Annotated in this window: 8 protein-coding genes; all 8 read right to left on the bottom strand. The window is 52.0% G+C overall.

Features of this window, described 5'->3' with window-relative positions:
* On the bottom strand, positions 1-3,253 hold a 3,253-nt coding region (locus AC1RVX_RS28495), incomplete at its 3' end, for a tetratricopeptide repeat protein (RefSeq protein ID WP_493219967.1).
* 280 nt (positions 3,254-3,533) lie between these two features.
* On the bottom strand, positions 3,534-8,081 hold the full coding sequence (bcsA, locus tag AC1RVX_RS28490) for a UDP-forming cellulose synthase catalytic subunit (protein WP_493219966.1): 4,548 nt from the start codon (positions 8,079-8,081) through the stop codon (positions 3,534-3,536).
* Complete coding sequence (gene bcsQ / locus AC1RVX_RS28485) at positions 8,081-8,848, bottom strand: cellulose biosynthesis protein BcsQ (RefSeq protein ID WP_493219965.1); 768 nt, start codon at positions 8,846-8,848, stop codon at positions 8,081-8,083. The genes bcsA and bcsQ (AC1RVX_RS28485) overlap by 1 nt, the downstream gene beginning before the upstream one ends.
* Positions 8,845-9,681 (bottom strand): cellulose biosynthesis protein BcsP, encoded by an 837-nt coding sequence (gene bcsP, locus AC1RVX_RS28480; RefSeq protein WP_493219964.1) that lies wholly within the window; start codon positions 9,679-9,681, stop codon positions 8,845-8,847. The genes bcsQ (AC1RVX_RS28485) and bcsP overlap by 4 nt, the downstream gene beginning before the upstream one ends.
* Positions 9,682-9,836: 155 nt before the next feature.
* Positions 9,837-10,328, bottom strand: a complete 492-nt coding sequence (bcsD, locus tag AC1RVX_RS28475) for a cellulose biosynthesis protein BcsD (RefSeq protein WP_493219963.1) — start codon at positions 10,326-10,328, stop codon at positions 9,837-9,839.
* A 409-nt stretch (positions 10,329-10,737) separates the two neighbouring features.
* Positions 10,738-11,505 carry a cellulose biosynthesis protein BcsQ gene (gene bcsQ, locus AC1RVX_RS28470; RefSeq protein ID WP_493219962.1) on the bottom strand — a complete coding sequence of 256 codons (768 nt, stop codon included), beginning with the start codon at positions 11,503-11,505 and terminating at the stop codon, positions 10,738-10,740.
* Between the two features lie 43 nt (positions 11,506-11,548).
* The gene (tldD, locus tag AC1RVX_RS28465; RefSeq protein WP_493219961.1) at positions 11,549-13,018 is read right to left on the bottom strand and encodes a metalloprotease TldD; all 1,470 of its coding nucleotides are present in this window, start codon (positions 13,016-13,018) and stop codon (positions 11,549-11,551) included.
* Between the two features lie 142 nt (positions 13,019-13,160).
* Positions 13,161-13,955 carry a carbon-nitrogen hydrolase family protein gene (locus AC1RVX_RS28460; protein WP_493219960.1) on the bottom strand — a complete coding sequence of 265 codons (795 nt, stop codon included), beginning with the start codon at positions 13,953-13,955 and terminating at the stop codon, positions 13,161-13,163.
* Position 13,956 lies beyond the last annotated feature (1 nt).

Raw genomic sequence — 13,956 nt, 5'->3', positions numbered from 1 at the left:
CTTTGAGCAAGGCTGCTTCTTCTGGACTGACATTGCTTGGCTGTACGGCCTTGCCGGTTTTGCGGCTACCAGTGCTGGCGGCGTATTGTTGCGGTACAGGGACAGGTGCCGCTGCCGTATAGCTGACCTTGGGCGGAATGTAAGGTGTACCAGGCACAGCATACTGCGCCACCTGAGTTGCTTGTGAAGGATACGCCCCCAGCATGCTGGTACCGTTGCTGTAACGATCTGTCGCGCCATTATTCGGGTCTGCCGGTGCACCACCAGATTTTGCTGGCGTTGCTGGTGGGCTGGCAGGTGGCTGACTAACGGCCGGACTACTGGCTGGTGATGCTTGCGGCTTGGGTGCTGGTGGCACAACTGCTGGTGCTACTGTTGGTGCACTAGCCGGAGCTACAGGCGTCGCCTGCAGCGTCGGCAAGCTTGGTATGGCTTTGATAGCCGGGTTGGCGGGATTGGCCGCGCCAGAAGAAGGTGTTAAGGGCTTGCCTACTGGTGCAAAAATACCGGAGTTATACACGCCTGTACCGGCATTGCCAGGGTTGACGGTATTGCCACTGACCGGTACTTCTTTGAGTATGGGACCACGCACCACCGGTGCTGCCGAATTTGTCGCTGAATTTGTCGCAGAAGGTGCAGCAGCACCGGGCTTGCCTTCTGCAAAAGGATTGACCTTGAAATTGCCAGTCGCATTGGCAGCATTGGTGGCCGGTGCAGAATCCACCAGTCGCAAGCCATTCGGGCCTGCCCCAAATTCTGCTTTTTGGGTACGCTCCAGCGCCAGTGCCTGTTTGAAATAATCCAGGGCGCGACTGTTATTACCCCTGGCACGGGCGACATTGCCTGCCATGGCAAGATAGCGCGGGTTGTCTGGTTGCGATTCCATCAGGACATCAAGATACCGTTCTGCATTGGCAAAGTCGCGTGCTTCCATGGCCGCATATACCAAACCTTGCAGCACTTCAGGATTATCCGGGTCAGTCTGCTGTACTTTTTGGTAAATCTCGCGGGCTGAAGCCGAATCGCCTGACGCGGTGTAAATCCTTGCCAGTGTCAGCAGCAAGGCATTGTCATCCGGATTGGCGATCAGCAAGGGCTGTATGTAATTGTAGGCATTGGCGAAGTCGCCTGCCTCGCGGGCACGTTCGGCATAACGCATGGCCAATACGCGTTGCAATTGTCCAAACGAGTGAATTTCATCTTCACTCAGGTTAGGCATGGCGGCAACGCGGCGCATGACGGCTTCCAGTTCTGCTTCCTGGTTGCTTTGCATCAGGGTGCTGGCAAATTGCAGCAGCAAGCCTGCCGATGGTTTGGACGTATTCTGCACTGCCTGGCGTATCATGGCAAAGCCACGTTCGGTATCGCCCAGCTGTATATACAGATTGGCCATGGTGCCGGTAAATTCGGGATCATTGCCAGCCACCGGTTCTACACTGGCGAGTATGCTTTTGGCAGCATCACGCTTGCCACGGCGATGCAGCAAAGTGATACGGTCGATTTGCACGCGTATCCACAGGCGTTTTTGCATATCCGCCATTTCTTTCTTGCGCGATGCCGGGGGAATGCGTTCCAGTGTTTGCATGGCTTCCCACCAGTATTGCTGCATCTCGCTCAGCAAGGCACTGACGTACAGGGCTTCGGGGTCGGGATTTTCTACATTTGCCAGTGCATCCACCAGTGCCCTCGCCTGTCCCGGCATATCACGCTTCAGGTACAGTCTGGCCAGCGCCATGCGCAGCCAGGCATTGTCTGGCTTGATCATGATGGCATCTTCGTAGGCTTGCTGTGCGGTGTTCAAATCACCGGCTGTTTCTGCGGCTTTGGCTTTGTTGGCCAGTTCTTCTGACTTCAGATTGGCCACAATCGCCATGTGGCGCGGCAGCATATAGGGGATCAGTGCCTCCAGGTCTGCCAGGCGTTTTTGCAACACCAATACACCGATCAGACCATCCAGCGCACGCAGATTTTCTTTGTCGGCATTCAGCACACGGCGGTAATTGGCTTCGGCACCGGTCAGGTCATTTTCTGCCTGCAAGGCATCAGCCAATTGCAGGATGCCTGATGGTTCGGTGCCGTTCAATTCTATGGCTTTGCGCAAAAAGCCTATGCCCTTGGCGCTGTCGCCGTCTTCAAATGCTGTTCTTGCTTCCGCCACGATGGCCCAGTAACTGGCGTCTTCATAAGCTTTGCGCCATTGGTCCTTGGATTGCCCGGGCGACAGATCAACCGCCTTTTGCAAGAAGCCACGCGCTTCGATAAATTCTTCTTCGCGCATCTTGACCAGACCCATGCCGCCATACCCGATAGGGTTTTTGGGGTGGGATTTGATCAAGGACTGGAATTCGGTCGTTGCCGTTTCTATGTCATTGGCTTCCAGTGCATTGAAACCAGCCACACGGCTTTTCTCTGTCGGGTTTTCTATGATCTTGGGTGCAGCGGGTGGCTTGGCTTCTTTAGCAGGTTTGCTTTCCTTGGCAGGCTTGGCACCCGCCTCTGCAGATTCTGTCTTTGCTGGCTCGGCTTTTGGTGGCTCGACCCTTGCTGGTTTGCTCAGGCTGGCCAGTCTGTCCTGTATCAGCTTGTCGTCTGGATGTTTATCGAGGTAAGCGCGAAAATATTTGGCGTTCTCCGGCTTCAGGCCCATCCAGCTTAATGCCTGACGCCAGGATTCTGCCGCCTGTTTTCCGACATCAGGCTTGCTGCTGAGATTATCCAGCAAGCTCATGCCCTCTGGCCGGGAGGGTTCGCGATAGGTCAGTACCTTGGCATAGGTCAGGGCATATTTGGTATTGGCAGGATTTTCGCGGCTGAGTTTTTCCAGACCCTTACGGGCTTCGGCATAACCGGCATTGGTACCGGCCAGTACCTGGAAATATTCAAAGGCGGCCTCGCCCTTGAGTTTACTGGGGTCACCCATCTGCTTGAAAGCATCAACTGCGGCATCCGCATCACCCTGCTGCGCCAGCTTGCGCGCGTTATCAAGCTGACCCACGCCATCTACCTTGCCGCCACGCATCACCTGTTCGGCATTGCGTATCTGGGCTGCTGTTGCCTGGGTGCCGCGCAATTTGGCGAAATAGGTTTTAGCCTCTTCTGGGTTGCCGGCTTTGGCTTCCAGTGAAATCATCGCCATCAGGGCGTCGATATTGGCAGGATCCACTTTCAACAATTTGCGCCAGGTATCGGCAGCATTGTCGTCACGGCCACGCTGCTGCCAGAACTGGGCCTGCTCTTTCAATTGTTTCGTCAAAGGGGAATCAGCGAGCGCAGTTCCGCACTCAAAAAAAACCGACAAAAGCGCTAATGCCATCGCTTTTTTCTTTACGAGCATTGATGTCCCCTAAGACTGCTTTTCAGGTAAGCCCAACCTGAAATTTAAATATGTATCTATTTTCTGTTCGCACATCTTCTGATGTGCGACAGGGTTTTCACTTTTCTTTTCCCATTTTATTCCAACCACGACAGAACAAAACAGGAAAAATGCCGGGCACACTACCCGGCATTTTCATCATTACCACATCAGCCGGTATTTATTTTTTCTTATCGTCGAGTGCCAGACGCGATGCCGCTTTTCTGCGCAAGAAGCGGAACAGCATGGTGGCGGCAATCAACGATGCCAGCATCAGGAAAATAATCATCACGAAAGGCTGCGTTGACAGGTTCCATTTGATCCAGGTCCACAACGGTAAGCTACCCGAATAATAGGTGTCGCCGATCTGTACGTTGGAAACCCGTTCCCCCTTGATCAACACCAGGTCACCCTGGAAGCGGCTACGCAAATCTGCCTTGTTAAGACCAACAGCAAGGTCAGCCAGGCTGGCAGAATCGCCAGATGTCATGACGACCACATTGCGACCGCTAGCCAAAGGTGATTCAAACTGCATCATGGCGCCGAAAGAATTGCCAGTCCGCGCCAGCATTTCACCAGCATGCCGTTCAATATTGTCCAGATCACGTCCAGACCAGCGATATAACAAGCGCAGGAAACCGGTAGGTATTTGCAAGCGGTTACCGTTTTCATCCATGCTCAAAGGCATGTATTTTGACCATTGTTTGAGCAAGGGCAGATTGCCGCTGGTACCGATCAGCAAGAAATCCTTGTCGCTGTTTTTTTCAGCATCGCCACTGCGGATAATGGTGCTGTTCAACACCGGATAACCGGTGGCTTCACCCATGCGGCCCATGACGTTGAGGAACAATTCCATTTCCTTGGTGTTTGGCCGGTCTGGCAAGACAATGGCAGTTTGCGACAAGTCAGCCATGCGGGTAAATGGGAAACCGGCATTCGCCATGTACGCCAGGTTAGGCATGGCGGCATAGTGCGGCATATTGGAAAAATCGATAGTGGAATCCGGATCGACGGCAGAACGCACATTGTCCAGGTACACATCCTTACAAGCACCCTGTTTTGGATAATCGTAGAAGAAGTGGAACTGCAACTGGTTTTCTGCACCGATACGGAAAGTCGGCACCTGGATATCTTCCTGCGCAGAACGTTGACCGTCCTTGAAGAACAGCATGATCGATTCCTTGATCTTGCCTTTTTCTACCTGCCCACCAGACAACGGCAGCGAACGCACGAATTCATCATTGATACCAATGTTGAGCGTCGATTTGTCGACCGTAGGGCGTGGCGTAAAACGATAGCGCAAATCAATTGGCACACCTTCTTTTTGCCACGTGAACAGATCTGGAGCAACCCGCAAGTTAACCCTGATCAGGTCAGGTGTCAGGCCATTGACACGCAAGGCTGGTGGGGCTGCCAGTTCACCAAACTTGACTGGTCTGTCTGTTGGCAACCATTTTGGCGCATCGTAGGGTTTGCGTGGGTCGATTTCTTTCAGGTTCTTGATCACGGCACTGTCACCAGACAAGGCCAGTTGCCCCATGGTGAGTGCCTGCACGGCAATTTTCAATTCACCTGCATCACGACCCAATACCAGCAACAGTTTTGCCTTGGCATTGCCAGGGTTGGGGATGATGGCCAGGGTAGGACCGGTAATCGCTGGCAACTTGATGCCTGCCGGCGCTTCGTTAGCGGTCGCAAACACAATGGCGTTACCAACTGGCAGCGTGTTTGCTTCAATTGGGAAACGCGCACCGCGATAGGAAGACAGGTGACCAAACCAGGAAGCCACAATACCTGCATTACGTAAAATATCCAGTGAAGGATTGGCGGGCATGACGAAAGGCAGTTCCAGCAATTTGTTGTCACGGCGATCAAAAAATGGTGCAGGCAACATGCCCAGATCATTCGCCAGCGTCAACGGGGAAACGGTCAGTTCCAGATAAGTGGTATGACTGACCTTAGCCCACAGGCTGGAATGATAAGGGTCTTCACAATCTCTGGTGTAATGGCCGATGAGTTTGAAACTGAGCTGATTGAAATCTGCGAAAAACCGTGGGTCAATCACATCATCACGTACAATGCCTTTTGAGGTTTCTCTCGGCAGGGGGACCACGCTGACCAGTTCATTATTGACCAGCACCTGAATATGCGACAGGTCTGGCAGCAGCGCTGGTGAATACGCAATGCCATAGTGAATCTTGGCAGCGGTAATGACTTCATCACTGCGTACAGTAAAGGGAAAAGAACGCTCACCTTCGGTACCGCGCAATTCTATGCTGGAATTAACGCCGGCCATATCTTTCAGGCTGATGTTGTAGGTCTTTTGTCCGGCTGTTGCGGCACTGGGCTGTACCAGGTCTTCCACCGCCGCTTTTTCACTCACCACTGCCTCGGTACTGGCACTGCTGCTGGCGTGTTTGGACTTGGCCAGCACGTCATCATTGTGCACAATGCCGATCAAACCGCAGACGATTGCCAGTGCGGTGGTGCTGCCCTTGCGTGACAATTTTGTCCGTATACTTTTCGCGATGGTTTTCACGATGGGAGCCTCATTTATCTTATTCATATGTTCTGTTTTTTCCCCGATGTATTGCCTGATACTTGTTCCAAAGCGCGCAAATCCGCGCATGCTATGGAAAGCGATTTCTTTTAATCCGGTAAGCGGATGGTCAACATCCCTGTCATTTGACCAGCTCAGCCAAACGTCAGCGCGGCCTATGGTGCAATTGATCAAATCCATTTCCTGCTGCAAATCCAGCGGCATAAACTGCACACTGAGCAAATTCTCCTTGAAGAAGACCGTCTTGGCCGGGAATACTGATTCCCCATTTGTCCCATACAGGGAAATCGCCAGGTCTTCGTCTTTTTGCATATTGAAGCCATCCGGTACACGGAAGGACATGCCGCCCATGGAAAAATCTTCGGTCTGGCAAACGATGGAATGGCCGTTGTTCAAGCGCAGGGTGGCGTTCAATACAGCCTTCACCCTATGGGTACGCCGGACCTGTTTCGACTCAGTTGCCACGGCCAGGGTAGCACCCAGTATCACCAGGTTATACATGGTCCACAACATATTCAGAATGACGGTATCAAGCTCATAGTTGTTCCACCACAGGGCGCGGCCAAAGCCGACAATAAAGCCCACAATATTCAGCCCCAGCATGATCAGGTAGGGTTTGGAAATGGTCCAGTCAAAATGTTCTTGCTCAACCAGACCACCTTTGGCAGTGACGTTGAACTTACCCAGCTTGGGGTTGATCAGCGCCACCAGCGTGGGACGGAAGATATACCAGGCCAGCGTCGCTTCATACACCTCGGCCCAGAACGAATGTCGGTGTGCGCCCTGTATGCGGGAATTGGTCAAGTTGGCATGCAACAGATGCGGCAGTGAATAGGCCGCAATCGACAAGGCCGATGCCTTGATGATGTGCACTTCAAAAAACAGATAAGACAGCGGCGCCAGCAAAAACACCATGCGCGGCAGGCCATAAAAGAAATGCAGCATGGCATTGCTGTAACAAAGTCGTTGTCCAAAACTGAGTCCCTTGCCCAGTAAGGGATTATCGGTACGGAAAATCTGCGCCATGCCACGTGCCCAGCGTATGCGCTGACCAACGTGGGCAGACAGACTTTCCGTCGCCAGGCCCGCTGCCTGTGGCAAGGCCAGATAGGCAGTGTTGTAGCCACGACGCTGCATTTTCAATGCGGTATGGGCGTCTTCAGTCACCGTTTCAACCGCAATGCCACCGACTTCTTCCAGGTAAGTGCGACGCAGAATGGCGCAGGAACCGCAAAAGAAGGTTGCGTTCCACAGGTCATTGCCATCCTGTATCAAACCGTAAAACAGTTCACCTTCATTTGGCACATTGCGGAAGGTATGCAGATTACGTTCAAACGGGTCTGGCGATAAAAAATGGTGGGGAGTTTGTACCATCGCCAGTTTCGGGTCGACCAGAAACCAGCCCATCGTATATTGCAAAAACGAGCGCGTAGGCATGTGATCGCAATCGAAGATGGCGACGAAATCACCACTGGTGCGCTTCAGCGCTGCGTTGATGTTGCCGGCTTTCGCATGATTATTATCGGCACGGGTAAAACACTGGACACCTACCGATTCGGCAAATTCGGCAAACGCCGGACGCCGACCGTCATCCAGGATGATGATATTGAGTTTGTCCTTGGGCCAGTCTATACCCATCGCCGCCAACACGGTTGGTTTGACCACGGACAGGTCTTCGTTATAGCTGGGGATGAACAAATCGATGGTGGGCCAGGTAGAGGTATCTGCTGGCAACATGACGGGCTTGCGCTTGAGTGGCCAGGCAGTTTGCAAATAACCCAGCAACAGTACCAGCCAGGCGTATATTTCAGCCATGATCAGGACCAGTGCAAAGAACAGGTCCACCATATTTTCTGTGCCTATGGTGTAGGTGATGCGCCAGTAGATATAGCGACTGGTGGCACTGATGGAAAACATCACCATCACCAGCGAAATCAGAGTGCCGGTATAGCGGCGCAAGTACATCGCGGTACAGAAAATGATGGTAGAAAACAGCGTTTGCAAAGGCAATTCCAGCGGGATACTGATACTGGACCAGTACAGGAACACCGCCACCACCAAGGCAATGAAGCGTGGAATCTTGTGTTCCCAGCCGGGCCAGTTGACCATGGCCCGCCCCAGGTCGTTCAGGCGACCGTAGAGATATCTGGAATTAATTAGTGAGCGCATCAATCAACCAATCTGAAATTCTTTTGCAGCCACACTGTCAGTTCCTGCATGTCATGCGTGGCCGAACAATGTTGTGAATAATAAGATACCGGTGTCTGACAGGCCAGGGCTTCGCTGACTGCCTCATCCCTGTGTATGGTAACCGGGATGAAACGTTTCCCCAGACTGCTGCGCAACATGCCGAAGACATCACGGCTCAGTTGTTTGGCAGCATCCATCTGATTCAACAAATAACAATAACCTTCAAAATCGCTACGCTCACTACAGTAATACGCTATCAGTGACTCTATCGATGGTATGGTGGAATACGAAGCCGCATCCGGTTTCAACACCACCAGCGCATAGTTCGCCACACTGAGCACCTGCTGCAAATAAATACTGGGACCCGGCGGTGTATCGATCAGCACCACACTGTTGTCACTGAGTTGCAGTGATGCCAGTTGTTTTGCCAACCAATGCGGATCGCTCTTAATATCCTGTTCGAATATGGCACGCTGGTTTTCATCGACACTGCCATATGGCAGAAAATCAACCCCATAGGCACTTTCAAACAAACTGTCAGCCCAATTACTGTCTATCACGTCTTGTTGGGCGATACCGCTGGCATCATCATGAGCCATACCAAAATGCAGTCTGAGTGCATTTTGCGGATCAAGATCAAGTATGGTGATACGCGGCCCAAGCCGCGCCAGGGACGCTGCAAGATTGGCGGTCACCGTAGTTTTTCCTACACCGCCTTTGGGAGAGATAACAGCAATTACCCTCATGGTTTAAATATTTTTTTAAAGAATGAATTAACACGTACCTCTGCCGGCTTTTCTTCTTCAGGCTTGGCTGCCAGACGGCCAAATACGGCACTCACAGGTACATTTTTGGACGGCGGCGCAGCTTCTTGTGCGGGCGCTGTACGGTGCCCACCTATCGACTGCAAGACAGAAGAGGCAGCCATTGTCCGCGCTGCTGGCTGCGCTGCCTGTGGAATTGCGGCATGCGAAACTGTTGCAGCTGGCACATGCGACGGCGTATTCAGAATGGACTGCCTTGGTGCATGTGCCTTGGGCTGTTCTTGGACAACTGTCTGCCGCTGGGCAAACAGGCCCGAAGCCGGCGTTTCAACTTTGGCTAAGATGGCTGATGTGGCAGATGCAGCAGGAGCAGCTTCGCGTTGAGCCGCTGGCATAACCCTGGACATGAATGCCGGTGCTGACTCAGCCTCTTCCTCGACTTCTGCATCACTCTCCATCTGCGGCCTGAGCAAAGTCTGTTTCAATGGAGGTGCTTTGATAGTGCCATGAGCAGTTGCTGCGAGCAAGGATGTCGCAGGTGCAGCAGTCTGCTGTGCAGTATTAATAATTTTTGCTGTTGCCTTGGTGCTTGCAGGATTAAAAATACCTGCTTTTTGATTGGCTGGGTTGGGCGCGGCGACTTCCTGTTCATGCACATGCGCGCGTTTCGGCGTCGGCACTCCATTCACACGCACATCGCGCAACAATGGCCATCGCTGGCGGGCTTGCTCACTGTCTGCATCGCGGTTGATTTCGCGGTAAGCATCAGTGGTTTGCCCGAATTTTTGAAAAAGGTTTTTTACGTCATCATCCATAATAGTCACCAGCCCCCATATTCCTGCTGTGCCAACTCACCGAGGACTTACGCAAAATCGCCCTTGGACATATCGGCGTTCTAACTGTTACGCTAGTTATTGCCAATCTCATGCCACAGCTGAACGGCTTTGCGTAAATCCTGTTACCCGAAAAATCAACGACGTGTGAAATACGTCGGTTCTTCAAGCTGCTTCTTTAAATCAAAAACAAATAACTGCCCATCTTCAAATGCACCTTCACGTTGAGACAAACGCAAGGACTTGTCCATGCCCAGCGTTTCAAACCATTGCGCATACATCCCTTCCAGTAAAGCTGGTGACCAGTTCAACGCGTCCACACCAAATGCCACTTTCAATGGCGAAGCGTGATGGGCGACCACCAGGGCATCGGCTTCTTCTACCAGTTCTACCCAGCCCCAGTTCATTTCTGACCATACCTGATTCATGCATGCTTCCAGCGCCTGCAGGCTACTGCCATCGGAGACATTGAAACCAGTCGCCATGGTGCGCCCCAATTGATACATGAACGCACGCAAATCCTTGGGTTCACCCTTGGATGCAAATTCGGCAGAGAACGCTGCCAGGAAAGCACGCCACTGATTTGAGCACTGATGCTCTTCGTAATAAGAAATATTATTTGCAGACATACCCAATGCACCCTTGCGTTAACTTTTTCTCTCTGGCTTGTATCGTGACACGCAAACCTTGTAGAGTGTTGATTCGTTGCGACTTTACCACTCGCTAACATTGTCAGTCCAGTCAAACTGGATAGAGAAATGTCAACAATTTATAAGCAAATCAAGGATTTATAGTTATTTAAACATCTTGAATACCATTTTTACAATTGAGCTTCTAAAACCGCTTATTTTGCAGTTTATTTCCATAAAACTTCATATATCTCGCAACACGCATGTCATATGCCCGACACAAAAAATGATCCGCTGGAACAAAAGATCATGGTCGGTTATTTCTGACAAATTCATGTCGGTCTGACTCACTATTCGACGGACTTTTCTGTCCTGCATGACCATTTCGTATGGCCATTTTCTGCTGAAATCAGCGCCGCTTCTTGAGGCCAGTCAGCAACCAGTCAATAATGCTCTGGATACTTTGTGAAGCAGGATTGTCCGGTTTGTATTCCAGCACTGGTCGCTCAAAAGCGAGTGCTTCTTCTACTTGTGGACTTTCCTGCACGATGAAAGGGACCATGCGATCGCCGAGACGATCTGCTATCAACGTAAGCACGTCTTGTGCCAGTTGTCGCTGCGAACCCTGGTTGACGATGTAGGCGGAACCGACATCTGCGTTGCTACGGTGACCATAGGTGGAAATAAGTTCTTCCATCTCAGGCAAGGTGGAATACGACGCTGCATCAGCCAGGACAACCACCAGCAAAAAATCAGCCGCATGAATGGCCTGCTGCAAATAAACTGATGGTCCAGGTGGAGTATCAATCAAAACCACGGCATTGTCTGGCAACTTGGCCGCCGCCAGTTTCTTGCGTAGCCAGGTGTCCTGTTTTTCAAGTACTTGCTCAAAGCGCATGCGCTGGGCTTCGCCACCATTGCCGTAAGGCAAAAAATCAACGCCAAAAGGACTGGTGTAGCAAGCATCCATCAATTTGGCGCGCGCGCCTGTCAACAAGCTGATGCCGTTGATTTCGCCCTGTTCCAGCCCGCCAAGATGCCATTGCATGGCATTTTGTGGATCAAGATCAAGTATGGTGACGGGCAAGCCACGCTGCGCCATGCCGACACCAAGATTGGCGGTGATCGTGGTCTTGCCGACCCCGCCTTTGGCAGAAACAATGGCAATCACTATCATGGTTGCGCCCCATGCCCCGACAGGTGGCGTAAGGCGTCAGCCATCAGGCGGTTCCCCCGACAGTCAGGCCCTCAATACGCAGGCTGGGTTGCCCCACCCCTACCGGCAGGCTCTGACCTTCTTTACCGCAGACGCCGATGCCAGCATCAAGGCGCAGGTCATTACCTATCATGCTGACATGGTTCAATACTTCAGGCCCATTGCCGACCAGGGTCGCACCCTTGACTGGATAACTGATCTTGCCGTTTTCTATCATATAGGCTTCACTGGCTGAAAAAACGAACTTACCATTCGTTATATCGACCTGACCGCCACCAAAGTTGACGGCATACAAACCATTTTTTACCGATGCCAGAATTTCTTCCGGGTCCTTGTCACCTGCCAGCATATAGGTATTGGTCATGCGTGGCATAGGCAGGTGGGCGAATGACTCGCGTCTGGCATTGCCGGTCACCTGCATTTTCATCAGGCGCGCATTCATGGTGTCCTGCATATAGCCTTTCAGGATACCGTCTTCTATCAATGTCGTGCACTGGGTAGGGTTGCCTTCGTCATCCATGTTCAGTGAACCACGACGATTTTGCAAGGTGCCATCATCCACCACGGTGACACCTTTGGCAGCCACGCGCTGGCCAATACGACCCGAGAATGTGCTGGAGCCCTTGCGGTTGAAATCACCTTCCAGGCCATGGCCGATGGCTTCATGCAGTAACACACCCGGCCAGCCTGGGCCGAGTACCACCGTCATCTGACCAGCCGGAGCCGGACGCGCCTCCAGATTGACAAGCGCTGATTTCACCGCTTCATCTGCATATTTTTCCAGCAAGGCATCGGTGAAATACGAATAATCGTAACGACCACCGCCACCGCTGTTACCCATTTCGCGACGACCATTCTGTTCAGCGATCACGGTCAGCGATACACGCACCAATGGGCGAATGTCTGCCGCAATAACGCCATCACTGCGTGCCACCAGTACCACATCGTATTCACCTGCCATACTGGCCATGACTTGCACAATACGTGGATCTTTCGCACGGGCAATTTTTTCCAGACGTTCCAGCAATTGCACTTTCTCGTTCGCATCCAGCGAATTCAAGGGGTCATCACGCAAATACAGGGCGCGCCCAGTCAAACTGTTCAGTCCTTGCAGGCTGGATGCGACTTGTATCTTGCCAGCACCTTGCCGGCCTATGGTGCGGGTAGCCTTGGCGGCATCCAGCAAAGCCTGCTCAGATATTTCATCAGAGTAAGAAAACGCTGTCTTGTCACCCGATATGGCACGTACGCCCACACCCTGATCAATAGAAAAACTGCCAGTCTTGACGATGCCTTCTTCAAGGCTCCAGCCTTCGTTACGGGTAAACTGGAAATACAGATCAGCATAGTCAACCTTATGACTGAACATGCTGGCCAGCACTTTACTGAGCTTGGATTCGTCCAGGCCAAAAGGGGTTAACAAGATGTCGCGGGCAATACCGAGATGGCTTAAAGCGGGATCATATGGAGTCATGGATAGCTTTTTGAATGCAACAAATTAATACGACGAATTAATATAGCGAAAATAATATAGCGAAAATAAGCAGCAAAATGAATAGCGCAAATTAACACGCAATATCACATTGTAGAGCAATAAGGGCAGCCTCTGCAGCCGCTTACAGTTTGCGATGGCGCAAGGCGGGCAGGCTTTCGCGTATGCTGGCGATCAGTGCTTCATCGATGTCTCCACTGACGATGCCTTCCCCCTCTTCCTGCACGGCCAGTATCTTGCCCCAAGGGTCGATCAGCATGCTGTGGCCCCAGGTGCGGCGACCATTGACATGCTTGCCACCTTGCCCACAGGCAAGTACGTAACATTGGTTTTCTATGGCCCTTGCCCGCAGCAAAATTTCCCAATGTGCTTGCCCGGTAGTATAGGTAAATGCAGCCGGCACCACGATCAGGGAACAGGTACCCAGCGCACGAAACAATTCGGGGAAGCGCAAGTCATAACAGATGGACAAAGCAATCTTGCCAAAACCGGCATCAAAGCTGCTTACTTGCTCACCAGCAACAATGGTGCGCGCTTCTTCATATGACTCATCTCCCTTGCTAAAACCAAACAAGTGAATCTTGTCGTAACGTGCTACCTGCTCGCCTTGTGGATCAAACACCAGTGTGGTGTTCAAGACTTTGCCGGGTTCGGTCGCTTTTAAGGGAATAGTGCCACCTATCAACCACACACCCAGGCTGCGTGCCGTGTCAGCCATAAAGCTTTGCATGCTGCCATGCCCGATTTCTTCGGCGACATCAACCTTGTCAGTCTCTTGCAAGCCCATCAATGGCCAGTATTCCGGCAGCAGTAACAGCTTTGCACCAGACGCAGCGGCTTCTTGCATCAGGCGTTTTGCGGTAGCGATATTTTCTGCCACCACCGGTGTGGAAATCATTTGTATTGCAGCTATTTTCATT

It is taken from the genome of Undibacterium sp. GW821-FHT11B02 (assembly GCF_058808955.1).
Note: the sequence above shows the minus strand (reverse complement) of the source record. Positions and strands in the feature narration are given on the sequence as shown.

What these genes read in the sequence shown, in the direction of transcription:
- bcsP (WP_493219964.1), bottom strand. Translation starts at nt 9,681, where the DNA reads ATGGATGATGACGTAAAAAACCTTTTTCAAAAATTCGGGCAAACCACT.
- bcsQ (WP_493219965.1), bottom strand. Translation starts at nt 8,848, where the DNA reads ATGAGGGTAATTGCTGTTATCTCTCCCAAAGGCGGTGTAGGAAAAACT.
- bcsA (WP_493219966.1), bottom strand. Translation starts at nt 8,081, where the DNA reads ATGCGCTCACTAATTAATTCCAGATATCTCTACGGTCGCCTGAACGAC.
- AC1RVX_RS28460 (WP_493219960.1), bottom strand. Translation starts at nt 13,955, where the DNA reads ATGAAAATAGCTGCAATACAAATGATTTCCACACCGGTGGTGGCAGAA.
- tldD (WP_493219961.1), bottom strand. Translation starts at nt 13,018, where the DNA reads ATGACTCCATATGATCCCGCTTTAAGCCATCTCGGTATTGCCCGCGAC.
- bcsQ (WP_493219962.1), bottom strand. Translation starts at nt 11,505, where the DNA reads ATGATAGTGATTGCCATTGTTTCTGCCAAAGGCGGGGTCGGCAAGACC.
- bcsD (WP_493219963.1), bottom strand. Translation starts at nt 10,328, where the DNA reads ATGTCTGCAAATAATATTTCTTATTACGAAGAGCATCAGTGCTCAAAT.